This window comes from Paenibacillus diazotrophicus (genome assembly GCF_042610465.1).
Genome location: NZ_JBGJZN010000001.1, coordinates 852509 through 869625, shown reverse-complemented (window position 1 = coordinate 869625; position 17117 = coordinate 852509). Strand labels below are relative to the sequence as shown.

The window sequence follows — 17117 nt, the reverse complement described above, 5'->3', positions numbered from 1 at the left end:
CTCTTTACTGTTTTATGAGAATAACAACCGTAGGTTGATCAGTGAAATAAGAAGATATCCAGTTACAGAGAGAACTCTAATTACTAAAAAGACTCCTCCTCTGCAGATAACTGCGGTATGGAAGAGTCTTTCGCCAACTTTAGTAGAGCACTAGTACTCCGAAGCCTTCAAGGCTGTATGGGCCGTTGATGACATCACCAGTCAACAGATCCATTCTCTGTTCTTTGAGCTGAATCGTTGCAGGTTCTTCACTGAAGTTCAGCAGAAACGCATAACTGTTATTTTCACTTTTGCGGATTTGCAGCTCTACTTCCGAAGGAAGCTCCAGCCATTCCGCTACAGGGGAGTGAAGCGAAAGTCTGTCTATGATCTGGAGGGTTGCTTCCGCGTTAAAAACAGCTCCGTAATACCACACCTCTCCTTTGCCGCGTTTGTTTCTGGTGACTGCCGGTTTGCCGGCATAATAATCGGTTACATAGGTGCCGACCACCTCGACTGTGTCCTCTTCGACATGAAGAATATCGTTGAATGCATCTGCCCCGGTAAGTACCCCGGAATCGTTACCCCAGCGGATGGAGGTAGGAAGACGGGTGCCTTTGACCATGGTGAATTCTTCAACGCTGATGCCGCAGAGGTCCTTCGCAGCACCTGGAAAAGGCCGCATATAACATTGTCCGCGGGTATCCTTGTAGCCGGTCCGGCAGCCAAAAATCAGCGTTCCGCCTTGCTGCACATATTGATCCAGCAGTTCTGCTGTCTCATCGCTCATAATGGCCGGATGCGGATAGACCAGAACATGATATGGAATCAGGTCGTCAATGGTGGTTTTGCTGCGCATGTAGATGATATCGTTCGGGATTTGCCGTTTCTGCAGTGCTTTGAACCATTCCTTGTTGCTCTGCCACGTAAAAGGTCCATGCCAAACATCGTATTCTCCATCCCATTCATTGTCGTAGTCACGCAGAATGGCGATATCCGCTTTAGAGCGGGTACCCACAATATGTTTACCAGCTGCAGCCAGCTCCCGGCCAATCTGTTCTGCCTCCCTGACCCTGCGGTTTGGCTGGTTATGATAGTCATTGATGCCGTGCCAATAAATTTCATTGCCCACCGTGGCTGTCCGCCAACGGAAGTAGAGCAGCTTGTCTGCTCCATGGGCAATGGACTGATACGTCCAGAGCCTCATTTGACCAGGTTTGGGTGAAGGCATATCCATCCGGTTAACCCAGCCGCCAGGGCCGGATTGCTGCTCCATGATGCAAAAGTTGGGGCTGATCGAGCGGACCGCAGTCAATGATTGGCTCCAGCTCCGGTCCAGCAGCGGTTCTGCTTCTGCAGGATCCGTACTGATACTTGCGAACTGCGGGTAGGAATCATAGCTGAAGAAATCAAGAAGCTGATCATTCAGCTCATGGCTGTCCAGATGTCCGAACAATCCATTGGTGGTTACCCATTGGGAAGGGGCTAGTTCCCGTATAATATCAGCTTGGATTTTGGCAAAAGAAATGGTGTTATCTGAAATGAACCGCTTCTCATCCAGCGCCTGATGCGGATTAGGCTGCATGGTTGAAGGGGTAGGGCGCGGCAGGAAAACCTGTGACCAGCTGTTATAGGTTTGATTCCAGAAAACAGTTCCCCAAGCCTCATTCAGCTTCTCCAGCGTTACATATTTGGCCTGTACCCATTCTCTGAAGGCCTGGTGATCACTCTCCGAATAGAATACATTAATTTCACAATTCAGTTCATTGTCAATTTGCCAGCCAACCACACCCGGATGGCTGCCATAATGCTGGGCGAGCTGTCTGGTGATTCTGGCGCAGAGCTCCCGGTATTGGGGACTGCTGTAATTGTAATGACGGCGCATGCCGTGCTGTAGCGTCACTCCGTCATAAGTAACATTCAGCACCTCAGGGTAACGTTCGGTAAGCCAGGCGGGGGGTGTAGCCGTTGGCGTACCCAGAATTACCTTAAGGCCATAGCTATGAGCCAGATCGATTGCTCTGTCGAACAGATCAAATTGGAAGACACCTTCTTCAGGTTCAAAAAGGTTCCAAGCGAATTCAGCCATCCGGACAATTGTGAATCCGGTTTCAACCATACGGCGGTAATCATCTGCCCAGAGTTCCTCCGGCCAGTGTTCAGGATAGTAGCATACGCCAAGCTCAAACTGATCATTTGTTAAGGGCTTTCTCATCATAACCTCCAAAGGATAGAGAACACTTCATCGTTGTGTCCCCGAAATGGGGCCGCTTTTGGGTGATCTTCTTCCAAGCAAAAGCAGCAATATCAGAGGCAGAGACTCACTGATATTATGAAAAATATGCTTTATTTCATTTACATATCTATTGTATTATCAAGTGAAATGAACATTATATAACAAAATATTGCTTTTATATGACGATATTGCGAGATTACACAAGAGCACTGAGGGGAGCTAATGAACGAATGAGAAATCAATGTTATCTGCCAACACCGGCTTACACCAAATATGTATGTTATCCAGAGTTTTTGGGCCACTACACCGAATTTCCCCAGCATACAGAAAGAAGAGCGGAAGGATTCCTGGACAGCTATAATCTTCATTTGATCTTTGCCGGGGAAGGTTATGTATTTCATGAGGGGGAACGGATTCCGATGGAGAGAGGCAAAGGTTTTCTTTTCCCCAGAGGCGCCTATCAACAGTACGGTTCTGATCTGAGCCAGCCCTGGGATGTACGTTGGGTACACTTTGGAACCGGTATGCCGCTGCCATTACTGGAGGAGGCCGATCAGTCGAGGGGTTACTTCTTCACCTTTGATCCGGAAGCGGGGCTGGAAAGTTTATTTGAGGAGATGTACCGGCTTGGCACTTCCTACGAGACCCGTTACGAACCGAAGCTGTCGGCGCTGTTATATGAAATCTTGATTACACTATTGCAAAACTCCGAACCGCAGAATGGCGCAGTTTCTTTGGAGATTAGGCATTCCATCCGCAACACAGCGAATCTCATTCACAGGGAGTGTGCGGGGACCTGGACACTGGAGACCATGGCCCGGTTGTCGGGTTACAGCAGCTATCATTTTCTGCGTCTGTTCCGTACAGTCATGGGTAAGACCCCGAACCGCTATTTGACAGAATGCCGTTTGGCCAGAGCGAAACTGCTGCTTGTATCTACTGAGTTCTCCGTTTCACAAATCGCGCGGCAGGCTGGCTTTGCCCAATCGAGCTATTTTATTAAAGTATTCAGACAGTTTGAGGGAATGCCCCCCAACCAATATAGGCTTGCATTTGGATCAACTGCGACTTAACATACGGTTTCTATTTTCATGTGAAAGTTACAGATTGAAATCTATGGTTACAAATTGGATACATTTACCTGATTCTCAACCACTATAATTATTCCTAGCAAATGTACATGGGAGGAAATCAATGAGAAAGCTTAGAACTACATATATCGCGTTACTGTTAAGCACATTCGCTATTGGACAACTGTCTGCTAATCCTGCATCAGCCGCCTCTGCGCCGGTAAATAACGGCGGTTTGCATGGATCTGCAGTATCTACAATAAGCGCCGTCCCCAAGAATCTGGGCTCCATCCAGCTGGAGGCGAATGTCAAAGCTACGTTAGAAGATGTGACTCTCTGGTCTCAGGCGGGAGGGAATATTCTAACGTATACGCTGAATTACTCCAACGCAGGGGGTAGCAATGCAAGTCTGAGTCATTATTTTTCGAGAGTAGTTACTTCTGGAGGCTCTGTCATTCCAGGCAATCCGGTGACCGCCGATTCGGCTAAGAACAAAGTCGTATCCAGACAAACCGAACGGGTAACCTACTATGTTAACATTGGCAAAATAAATTCACTTAACGGACTTAAAGTTACAATGTATGTGTGGGACCCCAAAAGCAAAGGTTACCTGAGACATGCGGGAACCCTCAGTATTCCTTCTAATTACTCATCGAGTGCAGCCATCGGCCAAAAACAGCAACTCAACATTAACAACATTCCAGTCACTGCTGCTTCGGAATCCCTACAGCTCTATAAATATGGAGGCAAGGTATTCGCAAAGGTTGGGGTTAACTTCAGCAATGTGGGGAATAAGGTACTCTCGGACCCAGGTTATTCCGCATACCTAATGTCTGCAGGAGGAACAGCCTTCGAGCTGGCACTCGACAATTCGCAGGCAGGTTATAAGATTCAGCCCCAGGAAAAGAAAACCATTTATTACCTAACCGAGATTCCGCCGTACCTAAAGACCGACAACATGAAGATACAATATGTTCAGAGGGATGAGACGCTTAAACTTGATCTCGCTAAATTTTCGTCCAAGCTTCCTGCGGCTGCAACCCCTGACCTGAACGTAGGCAAAGGGGCTATCAAAAAGGTCGGCATCAACAGCAATACTATCGAATTTCAGTTAACTGCAGCAAATGTCTATGCTGAAGATGCTACAGGGATATGGACGTTCCAGTTCCGGATTAAAAATGCCGGCAAACAAGCGGTGGTTCTACCTTCTTATGACCTCTCGGTTCGATCCGCAAAAGGGACAACCTTCCCTATCAGCTCTAGCGGTGTGAGCGGGGTCAAGCTGAAGCCCATGGAGGAAAAGGTAGTACAACTTACAGCCCAGATTCCACTTGAAGTGGAGCAGAACACACTGAAACTGCAAATGATTGAAGCAGTCAGCAGCAGCGATGCGGCCAGTACTGGAGCTCAAGTCAATCAAGGGACTTCGGGGGGCTCAGGTGCGAATTCTGGCCCTACAGTATCGCCAGGCGCGACGGCTAAGCTGACCATTCCTGTCGCTTATTTTTCCATTCCGTACACACTACGTACGGATGCTCAAAAAAATATGAATTACACCATCACCAATCCATCAGGTACATTCGGCTATAGCTTGCTGTCCCTGCAGCGTTATCCATGGAAAGATGACGACATTCTGATCGCCAAGTTGAACATTACCAATACGCAGTCAGTAAATCTTACACTGCCAGAACTTAAAGGTGCTCTCAAATTGGATAATAACGACTTGACGGCATCAACGGAATTATTCATAGAGAAAGAAGGTTCCTCTATTGCTCCAGGGCAAAGTGTGGTGGTTAATGTATTTAGCAAAATCCCTTATACTACGGAGTTCCAGTCAACGAGAGTCAATCTGTATTCCGTCGTGAAAGAAGAGACTGTGCCCTTTCTGTCGTTGAACACGAGCAGTGTAACAGATGCCGTATACAAGGTTGACAGAGGTGGCAGCTATACCATTGCCGGAAAAGGTAAAAATGCCAAAGTACAGGAGAGCAAAACGGTCATCTACCAAGGTGTTAACTCTAACATTGTCTACACTGAACTGTTCATGAGCAGCGAAGAAAAGAGACAAAGTAAAATGGCCCGCCTTCAGGCTTATTTTAAATCCGAAGACGGTCAACTATATGAGGCCACACCAATCCAGCCTGACACGGCGGCAACACCTGGCGGCAAGCAACTGGTAACATTCTGGGCAAAGCTCCCAAAAGCAGTAGATGCCTCGGATGTAACCCTATATATTGGACCCGGCATCACCGGGAACAACTTGACTGAGCCTGGACAGGAATCAACAGGTTTCATTAATGTCTCTGCCTTGGAACTGAGTCCGCAGTACATAACACCGGTTAACAATTTATCCAAGGTTACCTTATATCCTTATACATTGTCCGTTCTTAATTCAGAAGGCAGCAATGTACGCGGCAGCGACACGATTAATATCAACATGAATTACAGCCTGCTGCGTGATATCAGCTATGATGTGGGAGCATTCAATCACAAGCTTGTACTTAAAATGACGGATCCATACGGACAGACGCAAGAGAAAAGCATTACGATTGGAACGGATTTGATGGAAGGGGAAAATAACAAGTTTTCTTTGACCTTCAGCAGTGAAATGTACAAAAAACTGACTGGCGGAACATACTCCATCAAACTGTATGATGAATTCCAAGGTGAGCGGATCGAGCTGGCCAACCAGGCCTACGTTCTGAAGATAGAAAGACCAGCAACCACCGAGCTAAAGACAAGCACTGATATCAAAGAATAAAAAGGAGCAGCTTATGTTGCGAGTGGAGAATGTATCACATACGTTTAAAAGCGGCAGTGAAGTAACACCTGTGCTCCATAACATCAATTTCGAGGTGAAACCTGGTGATATGGTTGCCCTGCTGGGCAGCTCAGGTTCCGGTAAATCTACTATGCTGAATTTAATGGCGGGTCTGATGAAGCCGACAGAAGGACATATTTACATTGCCGACAAGGATATCGTGAAGATGGGGGAGAACAAGCTGGCAGTATTCCGGCGCAAAAATATCGGTTTTATTTTTCAGGCGTATGAGTTGATCACCAGCCTGACGGTACGGGAGAATGTGGAGCTTCCTCTTGTCTTCCAATCGGTCTCTCCGTCGGTCCGCAGAAAAAAATCACTTGCTTTGTTAGAAGCAGTGGGTATCCCTGATAAATCCGAGTTATTTCCCACCCAGCTCTCCGGAGGCCAGCAGCAGCGGGTCAGTATTGCCCGTTCGCTGATTACGGAACCGTCTATTATTTTTGCGGATGAGCCTACTGGTAATCTGGATACCAAAACAGAAGAAGAGATCATAAGTATATTGTTAGATTTAAACAAAAAAATAAAAACTACGTTCATTGTAGTTACGCACGAGCCTGAGGTGGCAGCGCATATGCAGCGTATTTTTACACTTCGTGACGGACACATGATTACTGAGAGAGATGGTTCCGCTGAATCAGAACCTTTAGAGGAGGAGCCGGACCGTGCGAATTCTTGATGTAACGCGTTTGGCGTGGGGCCAGATTAAACGGAGAAAGGTAGTTACGGGGCTTTGTATGCTAGGGCTCTCTATCGGCTGTTCGGCTATTGTCGTGGCCTTGAGTCTTGGCGACTCTGTGCAAGGCTATGTTAGCCGCGAAGTCACTGCCCAATTTAGAATGGATGAGATTACCGTGACACCGAATGAAGGAGTCTCCCAAGGCGGCGGTGAAGGTGCGGTCAAAACAGGGGCGAATTCGAATGTCGGCAAGCTGACTGAACAGAAGCTGGATATTATCAGGGGACTCAGACATGTCGCGGCTGCAGCGCCGTTTCAAGATGCAGGATATTTTGAGATCATAACCGCTGACAATAAAATATCCAATTTCAATTTGGTTGTAACTGATCTTACCCTGCTGACCAAATATGATTTTTCTTTTCAAAAAGGGGTACCCAGTAAACAAGTAGGCAGCTTAGTGCTTAACTATGGAGCTACTATCGGGTTAATGGACATCGAAACTCAAAAAAAGCTGTTCGAACAGATGAACACTAATGCCTACGACCCTGAAGTGATGCAGAAGTACGACGAACTATCCAGAATGCCTTCTGATCTGTACCAGCAGCAGGTTCAGTTTCGTTACAGTAATTTTGACAACAATACTCCAAAAACCTATCTCAGTTCCCAGCTTCAAGTCGTCGGCATATTGAAAAAAGCGGATGGGATGAGCGCGGATCAAGCTATGTATGATAAGAAGATTTACGTATCCCAAGAAACCTTTGACAGACTTAAGGAAGAATTCAACATGAAGACGGAAAATGCCGGATCGGGTGAAACTTACAACCAAGCACTTATTCGGGTAGATAACCAGAAGAATTTACCGCAGGTAGAGACACTGATTAAGAAACTAACTTTAAATACAAGCAACAATCTGTATCAACTGGAACAACTGAAGTCACAATTTGCTATGTTTAAAATGGTGGCTTTAGGAGTCGGCGGATTTATCCTGATCATTGCTTCCATCTCTATCATAGTAGCCATGACGATGTCTACACACCAGCGGCGCCGCCAGATTGGGATTATGAAGGTGCTGGGCTCCAACATGCGGCAAATTCGCACGATGTTCATTATGGAGTCCGCGTTGCTGGGCTTTATGGGTGGAGTACTCGGAATCGGCTTTTCATATTTGATTGTGGAAGGGATTAATAAGCTGGTCAGTAGTTCAGGAGAAATGACACTGGGTACTGGGGAAAGCCTTATCGTTTCTATTCCATTGACTACAATACCCCTTGGCATTGTTTTTGCAGTAATCACAGGAGTGTTGTCAGGGATATATCCTGCAATCAGTGCAGCAAGAACCAATGCGCTCACTGCGATTAAACGGGACTAGCCATTTATAAGCTGAAAGGAAGTTACAGGAATGAAGAGGATCATAAAGTGGAGTATCCTAGTGGTGATACTATCTGTCGCAGGTTATTTTATCTATAACCAAATGAATAAACCCAAAGAGCAGGCTGCGCCTGAAGAACCGATGCAGGCTATTACCTTCCCGGTAACCAAAGAAACGATGACAAAATCTATACAGGTTAAAGGCACTTCAAAATATCAGCATGAAACCCTGGTCTATGCTCCTTTTGCTTCCAAAGTAACAGACTGGAAAGTAGAAAACGGCGGACAAGTAAAAAAAGGCTCTGTGATGTACACGCTGGATACGGAGGCGCTCAAGAATGACATTGCCACCCAGGAAGCAACGATCCGCAAAGCAAAGCTGGAAGCCGAATTGAATGCCTTTATCAACCAGCAGAATGAGGAGACAGCCGTTGTAGGTGCTACTGAAGCTGAGCGCTTAAAGACTCTTGCGACACAAGAGACTTCAAGAATCAGCGATGATTTGAATCAGGTCAATGCGGAGATTCAAGCACGTGAAATTGCGGATAAAAAGAAGAAAATTCAAGCAGCGAGCTACCGCGCCCCAGCCTCGGGGATTTTCTTGTTCGACAATTCCAGTGAAATTCCACAATTGGTAACCGACAATCAGTACATCGGCAAAATTGTGGACCTCAGCAAATTGGAATTTATCGCTCTGGTGGGTGAACAGGATATATTCAGCATTAAGCCAGGTATGAAAGTAAAAGTCAAAATGACAGCTTCCAAGGATGTGAAGCTGTCAGGAGTAGTAACAAAGGTATCCAAATTCGCGACGACTGTATCGGCCAAGGATACAACGACCAACCAAACCCCGCAGTTCGAAGTGGTCATTTCACTTGAACCGAATGAGCTATTAATTGGCGGTCTCAGCTTAACTGGCGAGATAGAAACCTTACGCAAAGATAATGTTACCGCGGTATCAAACATTGCTATCATCCATGAAGGAGATCTTTCTTACGTTATGGTGGATAAAGGAAACGGAAAAACAGAGCGGCAACAAATTACTACCGGACTGGAAACCACAGATATGGTAGAAGTGCTGACCGGGCTGAAACCGGGTGACACCGTAGTGCTTCAGTAAGAAAGACAATATTTCATGCAAAAAGAAGTAATCTATCCACAACAGTGGAAGGATTACTTCTTTTGTTGTTATAAAGAGATTTTTTGTCGCCATATTTTAATGTCTTTGTTAAGCTCGGTAAGCTTAGGGATAGGAATTAGCTCGTCCGTTAGCTTGTATTTCTGCTTCAGTGCAAGAATCCGATAGACGCTCTCATCAATCCTGGCTTCCGAAATCTTACCGCTCCTCACAGCAGCCAGCAGGGCTTTTCGCGCCGTCTGTTCATTGCTGTATTCGTGAGCGATAAGCAGAATGTCACTGCCCGCGAGTACTGTATTCACAGCAGCCGTAGCCAGGCTGTAATTCTTCAAGATAGCACCCATAGTCAGGTCATCCGTGATGACCACGCCCTTGAAGCCCATCTGCTCCCGGAGCAATTGTCCGACGATGACTTTGGATAAGGAAGCAGGCCGGTCAGGGTCCAGCTTCGGATACAGGATGTGGGCCACCATTACCGCATCGGTCTGCTCCTTAATCGCGGCCTGGAAGGGCAGCCATTCGAGCTTTGCCAGCTGGGCTTCTGTTTTCTTCACTACCGGTAGCTCCAAATGGGAATCGACCGATGTATCTCCATGTCCGGGGAAATGCTTAACGACAGGGACCACACCTTCACTCTCGATCCCCTTCATTTCAGCAATGCCAAGCTTGATAACCTTCGCGGAGGTGCTACCGAAGGAGCGGTCTCCGATCACCGGATTGTTAGGATTGCTGTTGATATCCAGTACCGGAGCAAAGTTCATATTGAAGCCTGCACCCTGGACCTCTCTGGCCAGAAGCTTGCCCATGGTTTCCGCAGCTTCCGCATTACCACTTACGCCAACGGCTCCATTCGCAGGGATCTTGGCATATTCATCCGGCAAGCGGCTGACCTTGCCGCCTTCCTGATCGACACTGACAAACAGCGGTGCGGGGTTTCCAGCATTACTTCGCTTCAGCCCATTGGTGAGGCTGACCAGTCCCTTTAGGTTGTCAATATTATCCGCATACAGGATGATGCCGCCAACCTTATCTGTAGTGATCATGTTCTGCGTCTGTGCGCTTACTTCAGTACCGTCAATTCCTACGAGTAGCATTTGGCCGATTTTGTCTTCTAGCGGCAAAGTAGCTATCTGCTGTTCGATGTCGTCTGCGGGCCTGATACCTTCAGAGACAGCAGGCTCAGGTGAAGCCGAAGTCACCGGTAGAGGAGACTGATTAGCCGAGGGTGAGACGGTCTCCGTCTGCCGGGAAGGTGGATTAACAGAAGAAGGGGAAGCGGTAGAAGGGACTTCCTGAGGCTCTGCTGCTAGACCAGAACCAGCTTTTCCGCTGCAGCCGCTGCTGATGAGGAGGCAAGTCATGGCCATAACCAAAGTAATCATTCTATAGCTTCGAACCGTTGTCTTGCTGTGTTCATTGAAATGGGTCATTGGAAGCTGTTCCTCCTTAATGTTTGCTGGATCACAAGTGCAGGTGTTAAGATGGGATTGAGAGATGCTACATAGAAATGGCTGCAAGACAGACAAATTTATATGAAGAGGTGAACTTGATCATGAAAGAAGAATTGGTAAAAGCGCTCAATGAACAGATGAATTTTGAGTTTTATTCCGCACATGTCTACCTGGCGATGGCTGCGTATTGTTCCGGTGAAAGTCTCGATGGCTTCGCAAATTTTTTCCTGATCCAGGCAGAAGAAGAACGGTTCCATGCGATGAAAATCTACAAATTCCTGAATGACCGTGATTTCCGGGCCACACTTGCTGCCCTTCCAGAGCCCAAAAATGAGTATACATCCATGCTGGATGCCTTTGAACATGCATTCGCCCATGAGCAGCAGAACACCTCAAGATTCTACCATCTTGCTGATCTTGCACTCGATGCGCGTGAACATGCCACAATCTATTTCCTGAAATGGTTCATCGATGAGCAGGTAGAAGAAGAGTCGTTGTTCAGTAATATCATCGCCAAGCTGAAGCGGATTGAAACCGACAGCAACGCCTTCTACATGCTGGATGCTGAATTCGCAGGACGCACCTTTGTAGCTCCGGCTGAATAAGAAATGCAGTTTCTACTGAATCCCGGCAGGCAGCTGTATACCCGTCATGGTGCCCCCGCTCCGGACAATAAGAATGTTCCCTGTTTTTAGCGAAGGCTGGAATTCACGGGAAGAAGTTCTGACGGTGAACAGAGGCTTCTGGCTGATGATATCATAGGCATGAAATAATCCGTCAGATTGTCCAATGTACATGGCCTGGCCGAAGATATCCATTTGTACGGAAGGATTCTCGCCTTGCTTCATGTTGATCACCTGTCCATTTGCAAGCTTCATGGCAATCAGGGTCTGATCGCTATAATTGTAATACATTAGCCGGTCCTGAATTACCTTGTAGAGAGGAAATATACTGCCGGATAAGGGTTGATCCCATTGCTTGAGGGGTTTCCCATTCTCAGTATAATTCCAGAAGTTATACCGGGCGACCTTCCGGCCCTGCATAACATACAGGTTGTCGCCGTCCAGAAATGCTGTACCATACGCCCCTCCAGAACGGAATCCCCCGTCTGGAGGGGTATTATTGTCTGTCCAGCGGTAATTACGTTCACCTTTGATCTGCCCGCTCTTCAGGTTGAAAATAGACACCAGAACCTTACGGTTCACAGGGTCTTCATCCAGCATCTCCAGTGACTTGACGGAATACAATAATCCATCGCGAATAGCCAGCGGCATGCTCTGCCGGTACTGCTCCCATAGTTTCTTACCCGTCTGGGAGTCATAAGCTATGATCGACGGAAAGGTTAAGACTCCAGCGCTGGTATAAAGGCGGATCAGTACTCCGTCCTCTTCGTTAAGATCTGTATATCCTTCATAACTGCTGTTCTCCGCAATTTTCCATTTAAGCCTACCGGTGGACGCCTCCACCGCAGCTAGCTGTCGTCCCTCAGTTACATAAATAGTGGCTCCCAGTTGTTGAATACTGGATGCATTAGGCAAAGATAAAGAAGTCGTCCAGACTTTTCGACCTGACTCAGTTACAGCATACAGCGAACCGGTTTGCGTCAGTCCATATATCGTTCCTTTACTGTAGGTGAACATTGGTGCAAGGGCGATCCCATATTCCCAAAGTTTTTTGCCTGTAGCTGCATTCAGCGCAACTAACTTTTTATTCTGCTGAAGCGCAAAAACCTTGCCGTTCTCTGCGACAGCAGTAACGGACGGAGACGGAATATCGTTCGGCACAGTGGCCGTGGTGATAGACCATAACGGCTTAAGGACAGGTGCTGTAACTTTGGTGTAAAAAGAATTTCCAATACTGACTTCTGCCTTCTCGGCAGAAGCAGCGGGCAACAGTTCTCCGGCATACAGGGGCAATGTTATTCCCATGCCAGCGAGAACTAAAGTCATTTGTTTGAGCTTTAGTCTGTTCATTTTTTGCGCTCCTTTTGTACTCGGAATAGACTCCATTTCTATCAGGAAAAGAGCCTTATTATCCTTAGACTGGACAAATAGAAAAAAGTTACAGATGCCTGGTTGGTAAGTGAAGAAATGAATGGGAAAAATCTGAAGTTGAACGAGGGCAAACAATGTTACATGCGGCAAAACACTTCCGGTCTGGCAACTCTATTTAGCTGGGGGAACACTTACGGGTTCTTGCAACACTGTTTCTCTAGACCCACCCGGTTGTTAGCGTGTAGGATAGAACGATACTATTCTTTGGAGGTTCTTTGCTTGGAAAACTACAGTGACATCAAACAAAGTGAAAAAGGGGCCTGGCTAAGTCTGTTTGCCTACATTCTGCTGTCTGCCATCAAGCTGTTAATCGGTACATTTTCAAACTCTCAGGCACTTCTTGCCGACGGCTTGAACAACAGCACGGATATTATTGCCTCACTGGCTATTCTGGCCGGACTCAAGATTTCCAGGAGACCGCCGGACTCCAATCACAGCTACGGTCATTTCAGAGCGGAAACCGTGGCAGCGCTGGTCGCTTCATTTATTATGATCGCTGTAGGGCTTCAAGTTCTGTATCAAGGTGTGCACAAATTTATTCAGCCCGCACTGGAAACACCGGATCTTGTAGCCGCGTGGACGGCAGCTGGTTGTGCTATAGTGATGTTCGCAGTTTATATGTATAACATAAGACTGGCCCGCAGTCTGAACAGTAACGCGATGCAGGCCGTTGCCCAGGATAACCGTTCGGATGCTCTTGTAAGTATTGGCGCTTTTATCGGGATTGTCGGTTCGCAATTCGGTCTGCCTTGGCTGGATCCGCTGACCGCTACAATTGTCGGGGGATTGATCTGTAAGACGGCCTGGGATATCTTCCGCAAGGCAACTCATGATCTTACCGACGGCTTTGATGCCAGTGAGCTTGAGTTAATGAAACAGACGGTTGCTAAGATTGATGGGGTAGAATCTATTAAGGATATCAAAGCCAGAATACATGGGAATAATGTGCTGGTGGATACTACAGTGCTTGTGAACTCCAGCTTAAACGTTATCCAGAGCCATGATATCACCGAGGAAATAGAGGATCAGCTGAAAAATCTGCATCAGGTCTCCAATGTTCTGGTACATATAGAACCCGTGTAAAGGACGAACAGGTCTCTGAAGCTGAAGATCCATTTTCAACAGAAAAATTGTTCCAGAATTTGTAACGGATCTGTAGTATGCTTAACTCAAATTGGAGGTGGGCTATACTAATGAAAAAAGTGAATTTGGAAGGTCTTACGTTACTCGCTGATGATGTTGCCCGTTTAGCAAGGTTTTATCATGAAGTCCTGGGGTTCACGATTGTTGTAGAAGAGGAGCATTACGTAGAATTTAGCAATTCAGGAGTGCGATTAGCCATTTGTTCCAAATCACTTATGGCGGAGAATACCAACGATCATTTTTCCTTCAGAGAACAACGAAGCGGACAAGCCGCTGAGCTTAACTTTCAATGTGATTCGCCAGAGGAAGTATATACTTTGTACGATGAATTCATTTCGAAAGGAGCCATTGACATCATGCCGCCGCAAGTCAAGTCTTGGGGGCATACCACTGGTTTCTTTGCCGATCCTGAAGGGAATATTCATTCCTTATTTGCGATAAATCCGACATAATAACTGAAAATCAGAAACTGTGAAGAGGCGTAACCACGATGGGGGTTACGCCTTTTGTATGCATATCTCAATCGTTCGTCATCCACTTTTGATAAAACAAATACTTGACTCTACTAGTGGAATTGGATATATAATAACAATGTGATAATAACACATAGATAATAACTAAAAATCTAAGATAGTTCCTAATATAAATCAAAGGAGTATATACATGTCCAACAAACCGTTAACTGACCGAAATGGCTTAACCGAGGAACAATTTTTGCAGGGTTATGATGCGGGGATGTATGAGCGTCCATCTGTTACGGTGGATATGCTGATCTTTACCGTAATGGAGCAGGCGCAGGATAACTACCGCAAGCTCTCCGAGAAATCACTTCAGCTGCTGCTGATTCAGCGCGGTGAGCACCCGTTTCTGGGTCAATGGGCGCTACCGGGAGGATTCGTCTCTGTTGACGAGAGCCTTGAGGATGCTGCCCGCCGGGAGCTGCATAGTGAGACCAATATAGACAATGTCTACATGGAGCAGCTCTACACATGGGGTGATGTGAACCGAGATCCGCGCTTACGCGTGATCAGCAGCTCGTATATGGCACTTGTTGACCGGACTGCGCTTGATGTTCAGGCTGGGGATGATGCGGATGACGCTGGTTGGTTCGAGATTGCCTATGATGTGCTGAAGTCCAGCCGCAAAGAGCTTGAAGGTGGTTATCAACAGGATGAGCAGATTCGCATCACCCTACAGAAAGAGGATATTGTATTATCCGGTGTTCTTTCTGTTTCCGAGACTGTGCAAGGTCATGTCCGGCGTGTGCGGCGGGAGATTATAGAGAATCACGGGCTAGCATTCGATCATCTGAAGATGATCCAGTATGCCATTGAACGGCTTCGGGGCAAGGTGGAATACACCGATATTATTTTCAATCTGATGCCACCCTTATTTACATTGTCCGAACTTCAGCGGGTCTACGAAATTATACTCGGCAGAGAGCTCTTGGCCCCCGCCTTCCGCCGTAAAATTGCCGATCGTGTAACTGAAACCGAAGAGTTCACCAAAGATGCCGGCCATCGGCCTTCAAAGCTGTACCGGTACAAAGTAGACCGGGATGCATAATTAAGAATGAGTTAAATTATAGAATGGAGAATTACAAATGGAGACTTTTACTTACTTTTACCGCAGTGGATCACCGTTTTCGCAGTGGTATCCCTGCAATTTCACTGTAGAAGAGAATAGCTTCAACTGTGCAGAGCAATACATGATGTATGGCAAAGCTCTTTTGTTCAAGGATGAAGAAACGGCCAGACAGATTCTGCGGGCAAGAACACCCAGGGAGCAAAAAGAACTGGGACGTAAAGTGAGCGGCTTTAAGGAAACGGAGTGGAATGCTCACTGCAAAGAGATTGTCTACCAGGGAAACCGCGAGAAATTTCTGCAGAATGAAGAGCTGCTGGAGCTTTTGCTGAATACTAAGGGAACGACACTAGTGGAAGCCAGTCCGACGGACCGCATTTGGGGTGTGGGGTTGGCTGAAGACGACCCAAGAATCCGAAACAGAGATACTTGGAGAGGCACTAATTGGCTTGGAGAAGTGTTGACGCAGCTTCGGGACGACCTGTTACTGGAATAACTACCCCCGTATAACCCGGGTTAAGGAGTGAAGATATAAGATGAATAACTTAAATCCGAGGAATAAAAGAGCGGCAATTGCGCAAGAAACACTGGATAATTTGGAGAAGGGGAATTACGTTAACCGGATGGGACGGCATATCGACATAGCTGAAAGTGTGAGAGCATCCATCACGGATACCATGTTGTATGCACCGGACGAGCTGCCTCAGCTGAACGCAGCTGTTACGGAGCATATGAAGAAAGATGCGATGCATACCGCGAAGCTGTCTGTCACGAGTGAATCCACTTTGGAAGCCGCTTACCGATTAGTTGTCAAAGAGGGCGGGGAGCAGACGGTATGTCTGAACTTTGCATCAGCGAAGAACCCGGGTGGGGGCTTCCTGGGAGGAAGCCAAGCCCAAGAAGAAAGCTTGGCCCGAGCTTCTGCACTTTATCTGTCCATCGCCGCGAAAAATGAGATGTATCAATACAACCGAGGCCGTAAAACCTGTCTATACTCGCATTATATGATTCATTCACCTAAGGTACCTGTCATCCGTGACAGCCAGGATCAGCTGCTGGATGAACCGTATGTGGTATCTTTTATTACCGCACCAGCAGTAAATGCGGGAGTAGTCCGAGAGCGGGAGCCTCAGGAGATTGGAATGATCCCAACCGTGATGCTGGAGCGCATTCGCTACATTCTGGCTGTTGCCGCTAATAATGGGCACAAGACTATTGTGCTCGGTGCATACGGGTGCGGAGTTTTCCGTAATAATCCGAGCGAAGTTGCGGAGTGGTTCAGACAGGTGCTGTTGGATGAGGGCTATCAAAGCCTGTTTAACCAGATCGTATTTGCCGTGCTCGATCATTCTCCGAATGAGAGAGTGCTTGGCGCTTTTCGCACAATCTTCAATGCGTAAATATTGTATATACAATAATGATCAATATACCGAGCAATACACTCCAGGTGATCGGGTGATTGGGATTGAGACTCCAGCCAGCACCTGAACTTTTGCGGATAAACATAGGACGGTTCGGTCTATTTACTGACATTTTACTCATACTGCCCCTTCTTTCGGCCAAAGCATTGGCAGCAGTCAATGCTTTTTTACGT

At 46.9% G+C, this 17117-nt stretch carries 14 protein-coding genes; 11 read left to right on the top strand and 3 right to left on the bottom strand.

Features of this window, described 5'->3' with window-relative positions:
• Positions 1-139: 139 nt before the first annotated feature.
• Positions 140-2194 (bottom strand): beta-galactosidase, encoded by a 2055-nt coding sequence (locus ACAN54_RS03835; RefSeq protein WP_379152741.1) that lies wholly within the window; start codon positions 2192-2194, stop codon positions 140-142.
• Between the two features lie 251 nt (positions 2195-2445).
• On the opposite strand from ACAN54_RS03835, the gene ACAN54_RS03830 reads away from it, so the two are divergent.
• The 5 genes from ACAN54_RS03830 (at position 2446) to ACAN54_RS03810 (ending at position 9273) form a co-directional block, all read left to right on the top strand.
• Positions 2446-3288 carry a helix-turn-helix transcriptional regulator gene (locus tag ACAN54_RS03830; protein ID WP_379152739.1) on the top strand — a complete coding sequence of 281 codons (843 nt, stop codon included), beginning with the start codon at positions 2446-2448 and terminating at the stop codon, positions 3286-3288.
• A gap of 121 nt (positions 3289-3409) precedes the next feature.
• Positions 3410-6046, top strand: coding sequence for a hypothetical protein (locus ACAN54_RS03825; protein ID WP_379152737.1), 2637 nt, complete (start codon positions 3410-3412; stop codon positions 6044-6046).
• A 13-nt stretch (positions 6047-6059) separates the two neighbouring features.
• Positions 6060-6785, top strand: coding sequence for an ABC transporter ATP-binding protein (locus ACAN54_RS03820; protein WP_379152735.1), 726 nt, complete (start codon positions 6060-6062; stop codon positions 6783-6785).
• Complete coding sequence (locus ACAN54_RS03815; protein WP_379152732.1) at positions 6772-8154, top strand: ABC transporter permease; 1383 nt, start codon at positions 6772-6774, stop codon at positions 8152-8154. The genes ACAN54_RS03820 and ACAN54_RS03815 overlap by 14 nt, the downstream gene beginning before the upstream one ends.
• A gap of 102 nt (positions 8155-8256) precedes the next feature.
• On the top strand, positions 8257-9273 hold the full coding sequence (locus ACAN54_RS03810; RefSeq protein ID WP_379152730.1) for an efflux RND transporter periplasmic adaptor subunit: 1017 nt from the start codon (positions 8257-8259) through the stop codon (positions 9271-9273).
• Between the two features lie 68 nt (positions 9274-9341).
• Here the strand turns inward: ACAN54_RS03810 and nagZ are convergent, their stop codons facing one another.
• On the bottom strand, positions 9342-10721 hold the full coding sequence (gene nagZ, locus ACAN54_RS03805) for a beta-N-acetylhexosaminidase (RefSeq protein WP_379152728.1): 1380 nt from the start codon (positions 10719-10721) through the stop codon (positions 9342-9344).
• Between the two features lie 122 nt (positions 10722-10843).
• On the opposite strand from nagZ, the gene ACAN54_RS03800 reads away from it, so the two are divergent.
• On the top strand, positions 10844-11347 hold the full coding sequence (locus tag ACAN54_RS03800) for a ferritin (protein ID WP_379152726.1): 504 nt from the start codon (positions 10844-10846) through the stop codon (positions 11345-11347).
• A 12-nt stretch (positions 11348-11359) separates the two neighbouring features.
• Here the strand turns inward: ACAN54_RS03800 and ACAN54_RS03795 are convergent, their stop codons facing one another.
• Positions 11360-12715, bottom strand: coding sequence for an outer membrane protein assembly factor BamB family protein (locus ACAN54_RS03795; protein WP_379152724.1), 1356 nt, complete (start codon positions 12713-12715; stop codon positions 11360-11362).
• 300 nt (positions 12716-13015) lie between these two features.
• On the opposite strand from ACAN54_RS03795, the gene ACAN54_RS03790 reads away from it, so the two are divergent.
• The 5 genes from ACAN54_RS03790 (at position 13016) to ACAN54_RS03770 (ending at position 16923) form a co-directional block, all read left to right on the top strand.
• A complete protein-coding gene (locus ACAN54_RS03790; RefSeq protein ID WP_379152722.1) occupies positions 13016-13879 on the top strand; it encodes a cation diffusion facilitator family transporter in 864 nt (287 codons plus the stop codon).
• A 110-nt stretch (positions 13880-13989) separates the two neighbouring features.
• Positions 13990-14391, top strand: a complete 402-nt coding sequence (locus ACAN54_RS03785) for a VOC family protein (RefSeq protein ID WP_379152720.1) — start codon at positions 13990-13992, stop codon at positions 14389-14391.
• Between the two features lie 211 nt (positions 14392-14602).
• A complete protein-coding gene (locus tag ACAN54_RS03780; protein WP_379152718.1) occupies positions 14603-15505 on the top strand; it encodes an NUDIX hydrolase in 903 nt (300 codons plus the stop codon).
• Between the two features lie 37 nt (positions 15506-15542).
• Entirely contained in the window at positions 15543-16019 is a 477-nt protein-coding gene (gene ybiA, locus ACAN54_RS03775) for a riboflavin biosynthesis intermediates N-glycosidase (protein ID WP_379152716.1), read from the top strand.
• 40 nt (positions 16020-16059) lie between these two features.
• Positions 16060-16923: a TIGR02452 family protein gene (locus tag ACAN54_RS03770; RefSeq protein ID WP_379152714.1), complete on the top strand. Its 864-nt coding sequence runs from the start codon at positions 16060-16062 to the stop codon at positions 16921-16923.
• Positions 16924-17117 lie beyond the last annotated feature (194 nt).